Source organism: Sphingobacteriaceae bacterium, assembly GCA_016715905.1.
Taxonomy (GTDB): domain Bacteria; phylum Bacteroidota; class Bacteroidia; order B-17B0; family Aurantibacillaceae; genus Aurantibacillus.
Map to the genome: position 1 here is coordinate 535,967 of JADJXI010000003.1, position 17,670 is coordinate 553,636.

Here is a 17,670-nt window from a genome sequence, read left to right on the forward strand (position 1 = left end):
TTAGTTTCGATTTAATTAGAAATTTGAGATAGAATTAATAAATGGCTTTGATGATAGTGATTAACAAACTTGCTGTAATTAAGTTTTAACATAAATTTATTATAAAAATTATTTATCGATTTATCTGATTTCAAATATTCAAGCCCAGATAACTGATTGAAAGGGTCAAAATTCTCTAATACACATTTTCCAATTATTTTATTATTAAAACCCCGTGTAAGCAACAATTCTAGTGAACTGATGTCGAATTGATTAACGTGTTTAGGTTTATTCTTTTCGAAATTGGTATTTTTATTTAAATCTTCTTTATTATTAAGAATAAATAAAAGACATGAATCTTCAGATAAGTCACTCTCGAATTGAGAAATTAAATCATTTAATTCAAACACACTTTCTAAAATATTAATACAAATAAACAATTTTTTTCCCGAAGTTTTATTATTGATAATATGTGGAAACGAACCGATATCGCAGTTAAAATCTTTTATTGAATATTTTCTATATATGCGTTCAGTATTTTTAAAATCTGAATCTAATTTTTTTTCAAAATAATTTCCTAATTCAGAGTTCTTTTCCGAAACCACCGATATAGAACAAAATGAATTTATATCAGGAATTAATTTGAGCGAGTTATTTATAATTTGGTCTTGATATTGGGACATTTATTTAATAAATAGGGAATATTAAAGCGTTTTTTGGATTACTAAGTTTATTTCACATTTATAATGCATGTTTTTAAACAGGGTTGGAAAATGTTTTTTAATGAATTTATATTTCCATTGATAAAATTTCCAAAATCTGCCGTAGTATTTTACCTTTTCTATCATGCGGTTTTCACTTATTACATCACCCACCGAATTCCATTCGATAACTTTACAATTAAATTTGTATTTAAATAATATATTTAACTGATGTTCATCAAAGTTTCTTATGTGTACAAAGTAAAAGGGATAATCTTCTTTCAAGTATTGAGAAAGATCTTCCCGATATGGAACCCGCATAATAAAGTGACCACCCGGTTTAAGGATATTTAAAATATTTTTAATAGCGATATTTAAATCAATCATATGTTCAAGAACATCCGTACAGACTATTAAATCAAAATAGTTATTATTATAAGGAAGTTCTTCAATTTTTGCTAAAGCACAATCAATTCCTTTAGATTTTGAAATTTTTAAATAATCTAAGCTAATATCAACTCCGTGTTTTTTTATATTTTGAAAGTGACTTAATGTTCTACCCAATCCTACACCGATATCTAAAGTTTTATCATTTTCTTTAACGTATTTACGAATCAATCTAACCGTACTTAATTCTAGTTCCATCCATTGCGATTCAGGAATAAAGGGATTGTGACCGGTATTGCTCAGTTCAGTAATATGGACCTTAGAAATTTCTTCGTAATTATTAATGTACTTATCTGTCTCCGAAAACACCGGAATTTCATCTACAAACTTTAAAGGAGAATTTTTATACAGATTCATTTAATTTATTTATTCAATAGTAATTTCAATTTATTTAATCCTATTAATTTCCCATATTTGGTAGCCATTGTTATGAAATACCATTTAGTTGGAATACGAGGTTTAATAATGAAAAAATAATAGTCTATTTTCCAAGAAAGCCAATCGGTAAATCTATTATAAATGAATAAATGTAAATCGGTTAATTTAGGTTTATTGATCTTAAAAGCCAGTTCAGCAGATTTATTTGTAACAAATTCTACGAATGTCTTGTAACTGTATTTTCCTGACAAGACTATGTCTTTATAAGCATTATTCACTATTTTCTTTCTGTTAACGTCATTTTTTATCTGCATCATAACTTCATCTAAATTGCTAAAGTCATTTTTAACAGCGATGTAATGTTTCCCTCCGATCAAGATATCATTAAATGTGCTTTCTAACATTACTTGACATGTTTTTGTAACACAACATTCCAAATGTCGGGGCGAAATATTAATTAATTTTAATTTGCCATCCAATCCGGGAAAGCATTCTTGTTCTATTTCTTCAAAACTGCAATTGGGGTTTTGCTTTAAATATTCACTTCCTTTTTTCCATATTTCGCCATATTTATCTAATACAGTTGCACCGCCTTCAACACCTATCATGTATTTGCACTTATGTAAAAACTTCGGCCATTTATTTCCAAACAAAGTGTCTTCTGGTTTAATAGAAATATCATTATTTATACTATACTTGTCACAAGCTTTTTTAAAAACATCGGAGATTTGCGATTTCATGTACCCATGACGTCCTAACCATTGAGGTAGATTACGAGCTCTATAACCAACATCAATAACTCTTTTAATAAATAGAGATCGCAACCTAGAACGAAATATTGATTTAGGATCTATGTAACCGGTTAATACCCGGTGAAATTTAACTTTATTATGATCTACTTCATCAAAAATTTTTAAAGCCTCTTCCATTGTTGCCAAAGTAAACACAACTTGAATATTTAGTTCATTTATTATGTGACTTAGTTCAAATGAGTTTTTATATTCATCTTGTGTTATTAGAGCTTTAACAGCTTTTGATTTTGAAAAATGCCTTACCTGATTTAAAGTTAAATCTAGAAATTCTCTTCCGGCCCATCTTGATGAGGCAAAGCCGTAATGATAAATAATTAAGTCAAAATCAATATTATTTAGATAATCTGGAATTGGTTCAGCTTTATTAAAACTATCAACTCTATGATCTAATTTATAATAATAACATCGTGCATTAGAATAACGTCGGAAAGAATACAAATGCTCATTAACTGTAGTACGAAGTGGAAAGCCAAGGCATTTATAAAGAATGAGAATATTCAAAATTTTGAATTCTATTTTTTGACTAAGACTAACCCCCTTATTCTAGACAGATGTTTGAAGTCATCCGGGTTGAAGGCGCGAGCTAATTGTTCAGATTTTTCGGAAAATGATGTGTTGTGTTTTACGTTATTCTCACCTACCAAAGTTGGATAAACAACTCTGGTTAGATAGTCATATGCGCCTAAGTGAAATTCATCAACTAAACTATAATTTTCTTCAAGCAATGGTTTAATTTCCGAATAGTTAGAATAATAATTAATTTTAGCGGGTACGAGGTCAGAAAGGTTTAATTCCTTTCTTAATTTATTCATTTCATAAAAACCTTCATTAAAACCTTCAACTAAAATTAATTTACCTCCTTTTTTAAGAAGTTTTGTCATGTTGAGTATGGCTGTTTTTTGTTCATTGAAGTTCGCCAAGTTAATTAATACTCTTACACAAGTTATTGCGTCATATTGATTGGTCAGTAATTTAGGTTCTAGAATATTATCATGAATAAATTTATTGTTTTTTTCTCCATAAAGAGTTTTAGCACGATCTATCATATTGGTTTCATAATCAAATGCATCAACCCATTTAACTTTATCACGGAATAAATTGGTGCTTATTCCCATTCCACATCCTACTTCGAGTAAATGCATGGATGGTTCTAAATATTTTATAATATAATCGTATTCTAGATTTCTTTGGAACACATCCATAATGTTTACCTCCAAATCATTTTCTACTGTTTTAGCTCTTTCATTCCAGTAGTTATTTGTTTCTGTTTTTTTCATACTTGATATTTATATAATTTTATGTTTTTTAAAGTAAGGAAATACTATTTTGTAGTACAATTTGTGTCCTTCTTCATTTAAGTGAATCCCATCTTTTAGCAGATAATGGGAAATGGTCTTATTTATTTTATTTAATTCGATTAAGAAGTATCTTTCAATGTCAATCAATTGGACTTTCTTTTCTAAAGCGACTTGTCTTATTATTTGATTATATTTTCTGTTACCAATTTGATGTTCTATTTTTTTATTTTTTACTGTAATTTTTTTATTGGTTGGGTGATTTGTATCAAGAAATATTTTTTTTGCGCCAAATGCTTTTGCACGATCAATTATCTCAATTAAATTAGCTTTAAAGGCAGCTTGGCTTACTCGCTGTAAACCATTATCAGAAGCCCAGTAGTTACTGTCATTAATTCCATATTGGATTAGTATGCTAAATATACCATGCTGTTGTACATCAAAAGGCATTTTTTCTAAAACCATTCGAGTTGTATCGCCGCTATGAGAGGGATTAAATATAATATAATCTGAATCATGCTTGTTTAATTCCACAGATAATTTACTTACCCAAGTTTTATGCGGACTTATAAATTGTCCAAAGCATATTGAATCTCCAAAAAAGAAAATATTTTTACTCATAGTTATTTATATTTGAACTCTTCCAATTTAAAAGTGGCCTTAAATAACCACCAAAATTACCTTTGTAATCGTTAGCGAGTATACCGTCATCAAAAGCTTCAAAACTTATAGGGCTATCAATGCAAAAATGTTGACCATAATTTTCGCAATAACCATTTATAGTTATATAATATTTACCGTTATTAAATGTGTGAGGAGGAATCTCGCATTCTATATTATAATAACCGGATTTATTTCGAATAATTGGATATTTTGGTTCCACATTGCTTATTGAACCAAAAATTAATTCACCGTTGGAATAAAATAGGCCAAATGAAAATATTGGCAATACATTATCAGAAATAGTTTCATATTCAATTACAAGCTTGTAACTACTTGAAATATTTACTATTGAAGGTGTAGTGTTTTTTGAATCTTGTATAGATACTTTATTTATTTTAATTTTTAAATTTCCGGGCCTTTCTTCTTTCAGCCAAGTTTTTCCATAAGTTGAATATGTCTTTTCTCCAAAATAAAGTTCAATGGCCTTGTCAAGATTTCCTTTTGATTTCAACAACCCATTTTCTAAGTATATTCCCGACGTACATAAATTCTTTATAACAGAAACATTATGACTAACAAACAATACTGTTTTCCCCTGACCAGAAACATCTTTCATTTTTCCAAGACATTTCTTTTGAAACTCCATGTCTCCAACAGCTAAAACTTCATCCACAATGAGAATATCAGATTCTAAATGTGCAGCTACAGCAAAAGCTAAACGAACATACATTCCTGAAGAATATCTTTTAACGGGCGTATCTATGTAGCCCCCAACTCCACTAAATTCAACTATTTCATCAAATTTTTTTGCAACTTCTTTTTTTGTCATTCCTAAAATAGCACCATTGAGAAATACGTTATCCCTTCCACTAAGGTCTGGGTGAAATCCTGTTCCAACTTCCAAAAGGCTAGCTATTCTTCCTTTTATTTTATAAGTTCCTCTGGTGGGTGCAGTGGTTCGGGAAATTATCTTAAGCAAAGTAGATTTTCCAGCACCATTTTTACCTAGAATCCCAAGAACTTCCCCCTTTTTTACTTCAAAATTAATATCATTTAATGCCCATATTGATTGAGATTTACTTATTAAAGTCCTGTCATTTTTTTCTGCAATAATTGATAACGGATCTTCTTTACTTTGCAATGACGCCCACCAACGTTTAATATCGTTGCCAAAGGAGCCGCTTCCAACTTCGCCCAATCGATACATTTTACCTAATCCTTCAATTTTTATTGCTATATCACTCATTATATTGTGTCCATAAATGATTTTTCTATTTTATTGAATATCAGAATTCCAAGGAGAAGGGTTATAATGCCAATAGTAATGGAGTAAATTATCCATTTGGGATCAGGCATTTCGGTGGATATCATTATAGCTCTGAATAATTTAACTATATGCGTCAAAGGATTAAGATTAAAAAGCAATTGAAACTTGCCAGCAAATCCATCTAAAGGGAATACAACTGAAGAGAAATAAAGGATAAACTGAAGCATAAATGAAATTAAAAATGAGAGATCTCGGTATTTTGTTGTAAGAGCAGATGCTATTAAACCCAAACCCATTCCATAAAAAGCAAAAATTATTAGTATAAATGGCAATAAAAAAAATAATTTAATATTTGGTTGCCAATTAAAATCTTTAAAATAAGTATAAATAAATAAAAGGCATAATAAAACAATGAATTGAATAATAAAAGAAATAGCATTAGATAAAACAATAGATATTGGCACGGTTAATCTTGGAAAATAAACTTTTCCAAATATTCCAGCATTACTCAAAAAAACTGAAGAGCTTTTGCTAAGTGAAGTTGAAAAGAAATTCCAGATTGTTAAACCCGATAATGTATAAATAGCATAGGGTATTTCTCCGGTTTTAAATTTAGCAAACCAGCCAAAAATTACCGTAAAGAAAACTGTTGATAGAATTGGTTGAATGATTAACCAAAGAGGGCCAAGGATGGTTTGTTTGTACTGGGAAATAATATCACGTTTTGTGAAAAGTAAAATTAGATCTCTATAATTCCATACTTCTCTTAAATTTAATTCAAGCAAGGAGGACTTAGGACTAACAATCAAATCCCAATTATCTTCTTCTTCATTTTTCACAGGGTAGTTTTCATCCATTTAATAGTTTCTCTGATTCCATCGATCAGATTAACTTCCGGTTTGTAATTTAGATATTCCGTTGCAAAATCTATTGATGCAAAGCTGTCTTTAATTTCCCCTTTTCGTGGTGCCAAATAATTAACGGAAGAATTTGATTTTAATTCGTCGGCTATGAACTTGTACAATTCATTTACGCTTTTAGTTGAACCAAATGCTATATTGTATACTTTATTAAATGCATTTGAATTAGTGCTTGAAGCGGCGAGTAAATTAGCATGTACTACATTATCAATAAATGTAAAATCGCGTTGGTTGGTTCCGTCGCCATAAATGTTGCAAGGTTTGCCAGTAAGTAAATTATGAATAAAAATCGGAATAACTGCAGCATACGGACCGTTAGGGTTTTGTTTAGGGCCAAATACATTGAAATACCTTAGGCCTATAATTTCCATTCCGTATAAGTCGGCATATACTTTGGCGTATAATTCATTTGTTTTTTTACTGATGGCATAGGGTGAAAGTGGATTTCCGACTATATCTTCTTTTTTGGGAAGTGTAAGGTCGTCTCCATACACCGATGAAGAAGAGGCGTAAACAAATCTTTTCACTTTATTTATTCGTGCAGCATCGAGCATATTATTAAACCCATTCACGTTTACATGCAGGGTATTCATTGGGAATTCAATGCTTCTGGGCACACTTCCCAACGCAGCCTGATGCAGAATAATTTCTTTGCCCGCGGTAACATTAAGACAAGTTTGGTAATCGGTTATATCTCCTCGTATAAACTCAATTTTATTTTCTTCAATGAATTCCTGTATGTTTTGAATAAATCCGGTTTCTAAGTTATCCAGCACGCTAATATTTTTGTATCCTAAGCTTACTAATTTAGCCACGATATTACTTCCAATAAATCCGGCACCACCAGTGATTAGTATTTTAGAATCTGCATTCATGCTTTTGTTTTAGATAATATTTCAGCCGGTAAATTAACCCGTAAAGAAAAGCCAATACTTTCAAGGGCAATGGTATAAATTTCTTTTCCGGAGTTTCTTTCAATTATCCCCCGCATACCTTTGAATTGTCCGTGTGTAATTAGTGTGCGATCGCCGATTTTGAAATCGGCAAGAGGTCCGGCTTCGGCATAATAACCTTTTTGTTCTATATCTTTTAATATTTGAATTTCAATATCTCGAATAATCGCGTCTTTGCCATTGTATCTTACATATTGAATTACGCCACTGGATTTAAATACCAATTCTCTTTGTTTTTCATTAAGATGCACGAATACATATCCATTTAGCAAAGGCGTGTAAACAGTTTTTTTGCGGTCGCTCCATTGCTTGCGTTCTTTTTTTAAAGGCACATAAGCTTCAATTCCCAATTCGGTTAAACGCAGTTGAATTTTTTTTTCTGCTCTTGATGAAACGTATAATGCCTTCCAGTTCATTTTATTCAAAGCTTCGCCACCTCAGTCACATCCTGAATTTTTAATTGAATAGTGGGAGGAAAAATTCATCCCAGTATTTATGTTTTACTTTTGATAAATCAAAAGCGGGTGCAAACCGGGTTCTGTTATTTTTTCAATTACAAATTCCGATGGCAAGTAGCAGATGAATTTAATTTTTTTATTGAGTTTCTTTTCAGCCTTAGCTATCAATTCTACCAAATAAGGCTTGTTAATATCTCCAACTAATACAATGTCTATTATTTCGCTGTCAATCCCTTCAGCCAATTTACCAACCAGGTAAACCATTTCTAAATTTCCAATGCGTTGCAAAATGTAATCCACCACATATTCTATCCCTACCAATTTGAAGACAATGCGGTGTATATCAGAGAATAAGGGGTGATTGGTGTTGGCTCTAAAATATTTTTTATTACCGTAAGTTTGCGAGGTTAAAAAGCCGGATTGTTCAAATTTATTGAGCTCAAGCCGGATGGAGTTAGTAGATTCATTAAACTCTTCTTCCAATCCTCTTAAATAAGACGTATTATTACTATTGATGAAGAACTTGTAGAGTAGCTTAATTCTTGTTTTTGAGGATATTAGGGTCTCTAACATTGAGTAGTAAAATTACTCAATTTTGTGTAAATCGCCAATTATTTATTTAAATAACCTGAGTTTTTTCCATATCCTTTTCCGTAGCCATAACCATAGCCATAACCGTAACTATATCCGTAACCCCGATAATAATACTTCCGACCCAGGTTTTTGACCCCGTTCAATAATAAATTAATATTTTTAAGGTTATTGTTTTCAATTAGTTCCTCAATAAAAGTGATTACTTTTTTGTTGCTGCTGCGGGTGTTTAATACGAAGATAGAAGCATCCACATATTGAATCATAAATACAGAGTCAGATAATAATCCGGCTGGTGGGGAATCAATAATTACATAATCATAATTATTTTTAGCAAAGGCAATTAATTCCTTGAGCTTTTCCGAAAGGATAAACTCAGATGGATTCGGTGGGATAGGACCCGAAAAAATACAATGTAAATTTTCAATTCTGGTTTCGGTAATAATTTCTTCTAAAGAATTTAATCCGGATATAAATGTAGTAATTCCTTTATCCTGATTCTGTAAATTAAATCTTTTAAAAATGCGGGGTTTGTGTAAATCTAATTCTAATAATACTGTTTTTTTACCGCTTTTAGCAAGGATGGTGGCGAGATTGGTGCTGGTAAATGTTTTACCTTCTCCAGGCAAAAAGGAAGTAATTAAATAGGTTTTCGCGTGTGAATCGACATTGGCGTATTGTAAATTTGTTCTGAAATTCCGAAATGATTCGGAAATTAATGAATTTGGGTTATTATCTACAATAATTCCTTCCGTTTCTTCCTTTTTAATAAAAGGTAAAACACCTAAAAGTGGTAAACTAGTTAATTCTTTTAAATGTTCAACGGATTCAATTCTTGAAAAATAAAACATGCGTATGAATATGATGAATAAGGCTAAAAATAAACCCGCACTAACAAATTGTTTTTGAATTTTAGTAATGCGATCGGGGTCATCGGCTCCTATATAGCGTGGAGACTCCACTATTTTAATATCAGAAATAATACCTGCTCTGGCAATTTTGGTGCTGGCCTTTTTTTCCAATAAAAAGTTATAGAGTTGTTCGCTTACCACTGTTTTACGTTGAATATTTAATAGATCTCTTTGTTTACCCGGAATTTGTCTAGCCTCATTTAAATAGTTTAATATTTCTTTTTCAACATTTTCAATTTGTTGCTTTGTTGCTTTACGACTATTATTGATGTAAACCAATAGGTCTTGTTTGGTTTTTTTAATACTGTTTTTAAGTTCGCTGATTAATGGATTATTCTCTTTCGCAACACTGTACATTCTATTCAAGTCAATTTGTTTATTGTAAAGTTCATTCACTGCTTTTAACATAAAGCCACTTTTTTCGGTAATAAAAACATTGGGCGGTAAAAACTGGGGATCTCTATCCTCAATGATATATCTTTCCAAATCATTTAAGGCTTCAATCTGCATTTTAAAATCAGAACGTTGATTGTCATAACTTCCTATTTTGCTTAAAAAATCACCTTGCTCCCAATTTAAATCAATAATATTTTTGCGCTGTTTGTAATTCTGCATGGTATCTTCCAAACCTTTTAAGGAAAACGTAATTTCACTCAACTGTCTGTCGATATACTCAATAGTTCTTTCGTTTAAATCAAATTTGGATTTTAACTTACCCATCGCATAAACCGTATTCATGGTGTCTAAAATCAATACGGCTCTTTCCGGTAAAATATCCACTAAATCAACTTTAAGGATATTGGTATAGGTAATGTTTTCAGCAGTTAAATTACTTCTGATTTTATTGATTAAAAATTCTTTGGTGTGAATGGTGAATTGATAGAGCATGGATTGAAAATCCTTTTCTTTGTTTTTTGTAAACAGATCAATTCTACTAACATTAATTATTAAATCGGTATCAATTAAATCGGTATTAAATTTTCCGCTTAATGTTTTTATGTTAGAACCTTCACCAATCGATATTTGATAATTATCAAAGTCAACAACACGTATATCAATAGGAACTTCATAATAACCCGGGTTTATTTGCTTAACAGTTACTTTAAACGGCATTCCGTTAAACTGTTCGGTGGTTCTTACTTTCCCTACAATAAAATAAGAAACCTGTAATCGATCCATTAATTTTTCTACTACTTTACTAGCCAGGTCATAAGATTGTATAATTCTGATTTCATTGAGATTGTCAACATAACCCCCGTAATTGTAAAAGTTAGCATCACTTAAAACGTTGCTTTGATAATAAGTATCGTTATTTTTAAGTAAAAACTCTGTAGAAGCCTTGTAGCTAACGGTTAGCCGATATACATAAAAAGACCCTATAGCATATGCCAAGGGAAGTATAATCAAAGGAATCCACCAATTGGCCTTAATTACTCTATAAATAAGACTTAGATCTTTGGCTGAAACAAGAGATTGTTTTTTATTAACGCCGGAGGTAGCCACTTGTATTGCAAATATATGATTTTAAAGCCAATTGTTGTTTTATAATTGATTTTTTTATACTTTTATACACTATATTTGCCTCAATGACAACACTTAGGTTCTTAATCATTTTCATCCTTGTTTTAATTGGAAGTCAATATATGTTTGGAGCGCCCCCTCCACCTCCACCGCCGGTGGGAACGCCCTCCTGTTGGCCCCCTCCTTGCATTCCTATTGATGGAGGAATCTCTTTTTTAGTTGCAGCCGGGGCAGCTTATGGTGCTAAAAAGTTGTATAAAGCACACAAAAAAAAGTCATCTATTCAATAATATTAAACGCTAATGAAGGCATCCTTTAAACAAAACGCCTTTGTTCAGTTTATTTTCAAAGCCGGAATTATTTACTTAGTTCTTTTTCTGCTTTATCAGTTTATTGTTAAACGATATACTTATTATGATCAGAAGTTTATAGGAAGTATTATTTCCGCCGCTGATTTTATTGTGCAATTATTCGGTTATAAAACATTCAAAAGCTTACAAGATATAGATATGCAGGTGATAGGATTGGATGGTTCAACAGGGGTTTGGATAGGTTCAAACTGTAATGCGATAACCTTATTTACCCTTTTCAGTGTCTTTATTTTTGCTTATCCCGGTAATCAAAAAGATAAATGGTGGTATATTTTAGCCGGAAATTTAGCTATTCATGTATTGAATATTTTTAGGGTGGTAGCTTTAATGTTTATCAATCTGAAATTTCCAAGTTATCTGGATTTTAATCATACTTACACTTTTACGTTTTTGGTGTATGCGTTTATTTTTTGGTTGTGGATTATTTGGGTTAATAAGTTAGCAGATAAAAATAGGCAAAGTGAAAAAACGTAAATACTTTTTATTGCTTAGTATATTGGTATTCGGAGTTCTGGGCTATTTCCGGGAAAGGTTTTTCGAACATTTAAATATTATTTTGGCCAGTGTTTACAGAGGAACAAATGAGTACGAAATTGTGCACCAGGAAATGCCGCAAATTTTAGCTCCTTTAATGTCATGGTCATATATTAATTTATATTATTCAAAGTACGCGTTTACTCTTGGCTGGACTTTTATATTTTATGCATGCAGTTATGTTTCATTAAAATTGCTTTTAACGGAGGCGGGTTTATTATTGAAATATTTAACCCGAGCATACCTGCTCATACTAATTTTAGCCGCTATTTCGATGATTTTTGGGTATTTTATTAACGGAAACTTGAAAAATGATGAGTACACTTTTAGCCGTTGGTTATTGGGTATTGGACAATCACCTATAATTTGCTTAATTTTACTTGCATCAGAAAAATTAAACCTCAAATCTATATCACATGATTAGTAAAGATTCAACAGTATTTAAACTCATCAAAGAAGAATTACATCGCCAAACAAACGGGATAGAATTAATTGCCAGTGAAAATTATGTAAGTGATCAGGTAATGAAAGCAATGGGCAGTGTGTTAACAAACAAATATGCCGAAGGATTGCCATTTAAAAGATATTATGGGGGATGTGAGGTAGTTGACCAGGTAGAACAATTAGCCATTGACAGAGCTAAACAACTATACGGTGCGGCTTGGGTAAATGTGCAACCGCATTCCGGAGCGCAGGCTAATGCCGCCGTAATTTTAGCCTGTTTAAAACCAGGCGATACGATATTAGGACTAGATTTATCTCACGGCGGACATTTAACACATGGTTCACCGGTAAATTTTTCGGGAAAAACATATCGGGCTACATTTTATGGGGTAGATAGAGAAAGTGGAAAGATTGATTGTGAAAATGTAGCAGAAATAGCCAGAAGAGAAAAACCTAAAATGATTATTTGCGGAGCAAGTGCCTATTCTCGCGATTTTGATTATAAGCGATTGAGAGAAATTGCTGATGAGGTAAATGCTATTTTATTGGCCGATATTTCTCACCCCAGTGGTTTAATTGCTAAAGGAATTCTGAATGACCCTTTACCGCATTGTCACGTTATCACATCAACCACGCATAAAACATTAAGAGGACCAAGAGGGGGCATGATTATGATGGGCCAAGATTTTGAAAATCCGTTTGGAGAGCGAACACCTAAAGGTGAATTAAAAATGATGAGCAACGTGTTGGATATGGCTGTATTCCCTGGTACTCAGGGCGGTCCGCTGGAGCACGTTATAGCTGCAAAGGCAGTGGCTTATCACGAGGCTTTATCGGATGATTATTTAAAGTATTGTATACAAGTTGTAAAAAATGCGGCTACTATGTCAAATGCATTTAAAGAATTGGGTTACAATATTGTTTCCAAAGGAACAGACAATCATATGTTTTTAATCGACTTAAGAAATAAAAATTTAACCGGTAAAGACGGCTTAGCTGCATTGGAAAAAGTAAATATTACAGTGAATAAAAACATGGTTCCGTTTGATGATAAGTCGGCTTTTGTGACTTCCGGAATTAGAATTGGGTCAGCTGCTATAACCACTCGCGGTTTAAAAGAAAAAGATTGCATTAAAATTGTGGAATTACTTGATCAAGTACTAATGAAACGAGATAATGATACCGAATTAGCAAAAATTAAAAAGAAGGTAAATACCATGATGGTTAAATACCCTCTTTTTAAAGCTTGATTTTAGTTTTCAAATCTCAAAACTTTTTTGAACCACTTGTTCGCCATTTTCTGTTTTAAGTTCAATGGTATATTTGCCTTTAGCCATCCCTTTTACCGGAAGCTTTAAGTCATAAATTGTATTTGACTTTAAACTCCATTGTCTGATTATTTTACAAACTTCCCGCCCTTTTTTATCAAACACATGCAAGGTGGTGTAGCTATCTTTTGGAATGATATAATTAAACTGACCGCTTAATTCAGTTGCAAAATTTTGCATCACTCCACTTTGATAAACCAAAGTTTTAGTTTCTAAAGAATACCAGGGCAACTCTTCACCTTTTAAGGTACAAACCAGATTTCTTAATTTTTTAACGAGCGTATCCACTTTAGAATAGACTTGCGCACTGGGTTGTTGATCGCTTAAGGCCCATATCGCCTGTTGTGTAACATTATTATCAAATTGATTTGAATTAAGAAATCTGGCCAGGGTTACCAAACTGCTATCTCCTAAATTATTTAAGCCGTATTTGGCATTTTTCTTAGGACAATGATTACTGGCCTGGCAACAATATCCATAAACCGGAACCCATTTTTGTTCTTTCTTTTTAAGTACAATAATTTCCTGGCGGGTGATTAAGATATCCTGATCCTTTTCTTCGAGTGAATTTAATCTACGTCCTGCTTCAATTAAAATAAATAAGGAATCCGAACTCATATTAATCAAATTCATTTGAATGCAAAAGCCCTGGTATCCGCCTAAACTATTAGCGCTTGCTTTAATGTAGTGTTCATCCAAAGCTTTCTGTAATTTCATTTTTAAATGTTTTGCATTAGCCAATGCCGAACAAATCATTAGTGTTATTAAAATTGCTTTTTTCATTTTTCCTCCTCTTTTACAAATAACTTAGGTTTTAAACTTTGGTTACAAAAATTAATTTTTGTAATTTTCTAATCTTATCTAAGCATGGAAAGATTCACAGGTATTATCGGTATAGTTGTCATTTTTGCAATAGCATTTTTGATGTCTAATAATAAAAAGGCCATTAATTTGCGATTGGTATTTAGTGGTCTTGCCCTACAAATATTAATTGCCATATTGGTTTTAAAAGTTCCTTTTATCACAAACTTCTTTGCTTTATTGGGAAGGGGGATGGCTAAAATTGAGCAATTTGCCACCCAAGGTGCAGCTTTCGTTTACGGGGGAATAATGGTAGACACGCATGATGGGGGAGCGGCTGCATTTGGAATGAAACACACCTTTGTTTTTGCGTTTAGTGTTACGGCAACAATTATTTTAGTTTGTGTTTTGGTAGCAATATTATATCATATTGGCATTATGCAACGAGTAGTTGCTGTTATTGCCCGAGCTATGAATTTTGTGATGCGGGCAAGTGGGGCAGAAGCGCTAAGTAATATTGCCAGTGCTTTTGTTGGACAAGTAGAAGCACAAGTGATGATACGTCCTTATTTACCCACAATGACTAAAAGTGAATTACTTTCATCGATGGCCGGCAGTATGGCTTGCATTGCCGGAGGAATATTAATTGTGTATGTGAATATGGGTGCCAAGGCTGAGTATTTACTCACGGCAAGTTTAATGGCAGCTCCCGCCGCTTTGGTTATTTCCAAAATAATTTATCCCGAAACGGAAGAGCCGGTGACAAAAGGAAGAGTGAAACTTGAAGTAAAAAAAGAACATACCAATTTAATAGATGCGATTTCGCACGGAGCATCCGATGGTATGAAGATTGCTATAAATGTAATTGCTATGTTAATTGGATTTATTGCTTTGATTGCATTTATCAATTATGGTTTAGGGAAAATTTACCCCGAACTTTCCTTAGACTATATTTTCGGAAAATTATTTTATCCATTAGCTTGGTCGATGGGAGTACCTTTGGATGATGTACAGCAAGTAGCTACTTTAATGGGACAAAAAATCACCATCAATGAATTTGTGGCCTTTGATACTATGACTCATCATTTGGCAAAACCGTTAAGTGAAAAAGGATTGATTATTGCCAGTTTTGCCATTTGCGGTTTTGCAAATTTTGCTTCCGTGGGCATGCAAATTGGGGGTATAGGAGCGCTTGTTCCGGAGCGCAGAGCAGATTTGGCCAAACTAGGCATTCGAGCCTTAATCAGTGGCACGCTGGCCAGTTATTTATCGGCTACGATTGCGGGAATGCTGATCTGAATTTTACCAAAACAAATCTTTTTATTGCTTGGACAAAGATTCTATAAACAAAGAATTTATTTTGTACATTTTATTTAGCGAGTCGTAAGCATTGATGTTTCTGTTGTTGATTTGGGTATCCATTAATTTATGAAAGGTCTTATTCGTGGGATATGCTTTCTTAAGATTAGATACATTTAATGGTTTTATTACGCTACCCGGCTCCGTGCTAAAAAAGAATGCATCACTGGAGCTACCCGCCTTTTCAGTAAACATAAGTTGCTCTTGGAAATACAAATAAATTTTACCTGCTTCTACTAATTGAAATTCCATATTCTCATAAAAACGAAATGTGCGATCGTGACAATCTTTAAAACCGTAAACCTGATTTTTTTGTAATCGAAATTTCTCTCCCTGATAGTAAACATCAAAATAAGGCTTGGTGAAAAAATTAAATAGTTTTATTTTTTGTTTCTCTGTTGAACAATCAATGTCATACATGAGTTTTCCTTTTTTAAAATCATCCGTGGTTAAGTAAACTCCTCCCATGGTTTCTGAAGTATCTTTTTGAGAGAAAATTGGATTATTGAAACAGGATAAAATAACTATCCAATAAATAAAATGTTGCTTAATCATAATTAAATTTCAAGTAAAAGTATATAGATTTCGCTCAAATCAAAATGATGTGCTGCAGGCCTTGAGTTGACTTTCGTCATCCATTATGTTAGAATAAATAAAACCTCAGGGTTGTGGAACTGATCTGCCAAATTAGATTTTCGGGTATCAATTAGTGACACCTTATGTGGTTATATCGGCTAAAATTGTGGGGATATTCGTTTCATTCAAGAGCCATAAATCAAAGCTGGCGCTTTATTTTGAATATTTATGTGCTCTTAGGCTAATACTGTCATTAATTTACCTAATTTTATGTTGGTTAGATTAATAACCAATTGGTTTATGAAATTCATTTTAATATTCATAGTTTTTCTTTCATTGAATGCTTATACTCAAACTTGTAATCTTGGGAATTACCTTACTGCCTACAGAATTCCGGTTGCCGCGTACCCTTATTTCAGTGTAGGTTCCGGAATAACGGTGTCTGTTCAAACCAACTGTGGTACTTTAAGTAACACCTCTTATAATTGCGGAGGTAGTTTATATGCTGGATCTAGTCCGGCTTGGTGGTTGAATTCTGCTGCCCAGTATATTCGCTTCACTTTTTCTGCTCCGGTAAGTTATTTTACCATTTTAGTAAATGGTACCAATAACACTGAAGTTTTTTATTTTGCTGCTGCTACAGGTGCAATAACTATTTCCGATTATTGCACTCCTGACTTTACATCGGTTGGGGCAACAGTTACAGATAATGCAATTCCTGCGAATGGTTCAATTTTTACTTCCAACAATATTGTAGGATCTACCACATATACCATTACGCATAATGGATTGGGGTCTGGTTCTCGCGTAACATTATTAGATTGTTTTGTACCTACTATTTTACCTATTGAATTAATTTCGTTTTCCGCTGAATGTGTTGCAAAAAATGTTGTAAATCTGAAATGGGAAACAGCAAGTGAAAATGCTAATAAGTTTTTTACTGTAGAGCGGAGTTTTGACGCTGAGATTTGGGAAGAAATTCAAAATATAAAATCAGAAGGTAACAGCAGTCAACGACAAATTTATTCTTATATAGATTCCCCACATGATGCCACAAATTTGTATTATCGATTGCGACAAACCGATTTGGACGGGAATTACAAACATTTTGCACCGGTGAGTGTGGTTAATTGTTTTAACAAAGATATTGTTTCTATTTATCCCAATCCGGCTAATGACGAAATTACAATTACAGGCGAGAATCTTAACGAAATAAAAATTTATAACGGGTTAGGCTTTGAAATTAAAAGAATTTTGACTCATGCGGAAAAATCAACAAAGATTAATATTAAAGATTTGCCTAAGGGATTTTATTATATAAACATCGGTGAAAAAAGTTATAAGCTTACAAAAGAATAAAA

At 32.5% G+C, this 17,670-nt stretch carries 19 protein-coding genes; 6 read left to right on the plus strand and 13 right to left on the minus strand.

The genetic code is table 11. From position 1 onward, the window contains the following. Positions 1-11: 11 nt before the first annotated feature. From IPM51_02740 to IPM51_02790, 11 genes are all read right to left on the minus strand, one after another. Positions 12-662 carry a hypothetical protein gene (locus IPM51_02740; GenBank protein MBK9283215.1) on the minus strand — a complete coding sequence of 217 codons (651 nt, stop codon included), beginning with the start codon at positions 660-662 and terminating at the stop codon, positions 12-14. Between the two features lie 21 nt (positions 663-683). Beyond that, complete coding sequence (locus IPM51_02745; protein ID MBK9283216.1) at positions 684-1,484, minus strand: class I SAM-dependent methyltransferase; 801 nt, start codon at positions 1,482-1,484, stop codon at positions 684-686. Positions 1,485-1,489: 5 nt separating this feature from the next. Then, a complete protein-coding gene (locus IPM51_02750) occupies positions 1,490-2,818 on the minus strand; it encodes a hypothetical protein (protein MBK9283217.1) in 1,329 nt (442 codons plus the stop codon). An 11-nt stretch (positions 2,819-2,829) separates the two neighbouring features. Further along, complete coding sequence (locus IPM51_02755; GenBank protein MBK9283218.1) at positions 2,830-3,594, minus strand: class I SAM-dependent methyltransferase; 765 nt, start codon at positions 3,592-3,594, stop codon at positions 2,830-2,832. A 9-nt stretch (positions 3,595-3,603) separates the two neighbouring features. Next, a complete protein-coding gene (locus tag IPM51_02760) occupies positions 3,604-4,233 on the minus strand; it encodes an SGNH/GDSL hydrolase family protein (GenBank protein MBK9283219.1) in 630 nt (209 codons plus the stop codon). Further along, positions 4,226-5,521 (minus strand): ABC transporter ATP-binding protein, encoded by a 1,296-nt coding sequence (locus IPM51_02765; GenBank protein ID MBK9283220.1) that lies wholly within the window; start codon positions 5,519-5,521, stop codon positions 4,226-4,228. The genes IPM51_02760 and IPM51_02765 overlap by 8 nt, the downstream gene beginning before the upstream one ends. Continuing rightward, positions 5,521-6,399: an ABC transporter permease gene (locus IPM51_02770; protein MBK9283221.1), complete on the minus strand. Its 879-nt coding sequence runs from the start codon at positions 6,397-6,399 to the stop codon at positions 5,521-5,523. Before IPM51_02770 ends, IPM51_02765 begins: the two co-directional genes overlap by 1 nt. After that, on the minus strand, positions 6,378-7,337 hold the full coding sequence (locus IPM51_02775; GenBank protein ID MBK9283222.1) for an NAD-dependent epimerase/dehydratase family protein: 960 nt from the start codon (positions 7,335-7,337) through the stop codon (positions 6,378-6,380). Before IPM51_02775 ends, IPM51_02770 begins: the two co-directional genes overlap by 22 nt. Further along, positions 7,334-7,831: a UpxY family transcription antiterminator gene (locus IPM51_02780; protein ID MBK9283223.1), complete on the minus strand. Its 498-nt coding sequence runs from the start codon at positions 7,829-7,831 to the stop codon at positions 7,334-7,336. Before IPM51_02780 ends, IPM51_02775 begins: the two co-directional genes overlap by 4 nt. A gap of 84 nt (positions 7,832-7,915) precedes the next feature. Then, a complete protein-coding gene (locus tag IPM51_02785) occupies positions 7,916-8,446 on the minus strand; it encodes an ArsR family transcriptional regulator (GenBank protein ID MBK9283224.1) in 531 nt (176 codons plus the stop codon). A gap of 38 nt (positions 8,447-8,484) precedes the next feature. Then, complete coding sequence (locus tag IPM51_02790) at positions 8,485-10,878, minus strand: polysaccharide biosynthesis tyrosine autokinase (GenBank protein ID MBK9283225.1); 2,394 nt, start codon at positions 10,876-10,878, stop codon at positions 8,485-8,487. 83 nt (positions 10,879-10,961) lie between these two features. Here IPM51_02790 and IPM51_02795 point away from each other — a divergent pair, with 83 nt between their 5' ends. The 4 genes from IPM51_02795 to IPM51_02810 are packed head-to-tail and all read left to right on the plus strand — an operon-like array spanning position 10,962 to position 13,495. Continuing rightward, positions 10,962-11,186 carry a hypothetical protein gene (locus tag IPM51_02795; GenBank protein ID MBK9283226.1) on the plus strand — a complete coding sequence of 75 codons (225 nt, stop codon included), beginning with the start codon at positions 10,962-10,964 and terminating at the stop codon, positions 11,184-11,186. A gap of 12 nt (positions 11,187-11,198) precedes the next feature. Next, entirely contained in the window at positions 11,199-11,741 is a 543-nt protein-coding gene (locus IPM51_02800) for a hypothetical protein (GenBank protein ID MBK9283227.1), read from the plus strand. Next, the gene (locus IPM51_02805) at positions 11,728-12,225 is read left to right on the plus strand and encodes a hypothetical protein (protein MBK9283228.1); all 498 of its coding nucleotides are present in this window, start codon (positions 11,728-11,730) and stop codon (positions 12,223-12,225) included. The genes IPM51_02800 and IPM51_02805 overlap by 14 nt, the downstream gene beginning before the upstream one ends. Next, positions 12,218-13,495: a serine hydroxymethyltransferase gene (locus IPM51_02810; GenBank protein ID MBK9283229.1), complete on the plus strand. Its 1,278-nt coding sequence runs from the start codon at positions 12,218-12,220 to the stop codon at positions 13,493-13,495. Before IPM51_02805 ends, IPM51_02810 begins: the two co-directional genes overlap by 8 nt. A gap of 9 nt (positions 13,496-13,504) precedes the next feature. On the opposite strand, the gene IPM51_02815 is transcribed toward IPM51_02810, so the two are convergent. Further along, positions 13,505-14,356 carry a hypothetical protein gene (locus IPM51_02815; GenBank protein ID MBK9283230.1) on the minus strand — a complete coding sequence of 284 codons (852 nt, stop codon included), beginning with the start codon at positions 14,354-14,356 and terminating at the stop codon, positions 13,505-13,507. A gap of 84 nt (positions 14,357-14,440) precedes the next feature. On the opposite strand from IPM51_02815, the gene IPM51_02820 reads away from it, so the two are divergent. Beyond that, positions 14,441-15,673: a NupC/NupG family nucleoside CNT transporter gene (locus IPM51_02820; GenBank protein ID MBK9283231.1), complete on the plus strand. Its 1,233-nt coding sequence runs from the start codon at positions 14,441-14,443 to the stop codon at positions 15,671-15,673. A gap of 21 nt (positions 15,674-15,694) precedes the next feature. Here IPM51_02820 and IPM51_02825 read toward each other — a convergent pair whose 3' ends face one another. Beyond that, positions 15,695-16,288: a hypothetical protein gene (locus tag IPM51_02825; GenBank protein MBK9283232.1), complete on the minus strand. Its 594-nt coding sequence runs from the start codon at positions 16,286-16,288 to the stop codon at positions 15,695-15,697. A gap of 321 nt (positions 16,289-16,609) precedes the next feature. Between IPM51_02825 and IPM51_02830 the strand changes: the two genes are divergently transcribed. Beyond that, positions 16,610-17,668: a T9SS type A sorting domain-containing protein gene (locus IPM51_02830; GenBank protein MBK9283233.1), complete on the plus strand. Its 1,059-nt coding sequence runs from the start codon at positions 16,610-16,612 to the stop codon at positions 17,666-17,668. The last annotated feature ends 2 nt before the right edge of the window (positions 17,669-17,670 follow it).

What these genes read in the sequence shown, in the direction of transcription:
- IPM51_02740 (MBK9283215.1), bottom strand. Translation starts at nt 662, where the DNA reads ATGTCCCAATATCAAGACCAAATTATAAATAACTCGCTCAAATTAATT.
- IPM51_02745 (MBK9283216.1), bottom strand. Translation starts at nt 1,484, where the DNA reads ATGAATCTGTATAAAAATTCTCCTTTAAAGTTTGTAGATGAAATTCCG.
- IPM51_02755 (MBK9283218.1), bottom strand. Translation starts at nt 3,594, where the DNA reads ATGAAAAAAACAGAAACAAATAACTACTGGAATGAAAGAGCTAAAACA.
- IPM51_02760 (MBK9283219.1), bottom strand. Translation starts at nt 4,233, where the DNA reads ATGAGTAAAAATATTTTCTTTTTTGGAGATTCAATATGCTTTGGACAA.
- IPM51_02765 (MBK9283220.1), bottom strand. Translation starts at nt 5,521, where the DNA reads ATGAGTGATATAGCAATAAAAATTGAAGGATTAGGTAAAATGTATCGA.
- IPM51_02770 (MBK9283221.1), bottom strand. Translation starts at nt 6,399, where the DNA reads ATGGATGAAAACTACCCTGTGAAAAATGAAGAAGAAGATAATTGGGAT.
- IPM51_02775 (MBK9283222.1), bottom strand. Translation starts at nt 7,337, where the DNA reads ATGAATGCAGATTCTAAAATACTAATCACTGGTGGTGCCGGATTTATT.
- IPM51_02780 (MBK9283223.1), bottom strand. Translation starts at nt 7,831, where the DNA reads ATGAACTGGAAGGCATTATACGTTTCATCAAGAGCAGAAAAAAAAATT.
- IPM51_02785 (MBK9283224.1), bottom strand. Translation starts at nt 8,446, where the DNA reads ATGTTAGAGACCCTAATATCCTCAAAAACAAGAATTAAGCTACTCTAC.
- IPM51_02795 (MBK9283226.1), top strand. Translation starts at nt 10,962, where the DNA reads ATGACAACACTTAGGTTCTTAATCATTTTCATCCTTGTTTTAATTGGA.
- IPM51_02800 (MBK9283227.1), top strand. Translation starts at nt 11,199, where the DNA reads ATGAAGGCATCCTTTAAACAAAACGCCTTTGTTCAGTTTATTTTCAAA.
- IPM51_02810 (MBK9283229.1), top strand. Translation starts at nt 12,218, where the DNA reads ATGATTAGTAAAGATTCAACAGTATTTAAACTCATCAAAGAAGAATTA.
- IPM51_02815 (MBK9283230.1), bottom strand. Translation starts at nt 14,356, where the DNA reads ATGAAAAAAGCAATTTTAATAACACTAATGATTTGTTCGGCATTGGCT.
- IPM51_02820 (MBK9283231.1), top strand. Translation starts at nt 14,441, where the DNA reads ATGGAAAGATTCACAGGTATTATCGGTATAGTTGTCATTTTTGCAATA.
- IPM51_02825 (MBK9283232.1), bottom strand. Translation starts at nt 16,288, where the DNA reads ATGATTAAGCAACATTTTATTTATTGGATAGTTATTTTATCCTGTTTC.
- IPM51_02830 (MBK9283233.1), top strand. Translation starts at nt 16,610, where the DNA reads ATGAAATTCATTTTAATATTCATAGTTTTTCTTTCATTGAATGCTTAT.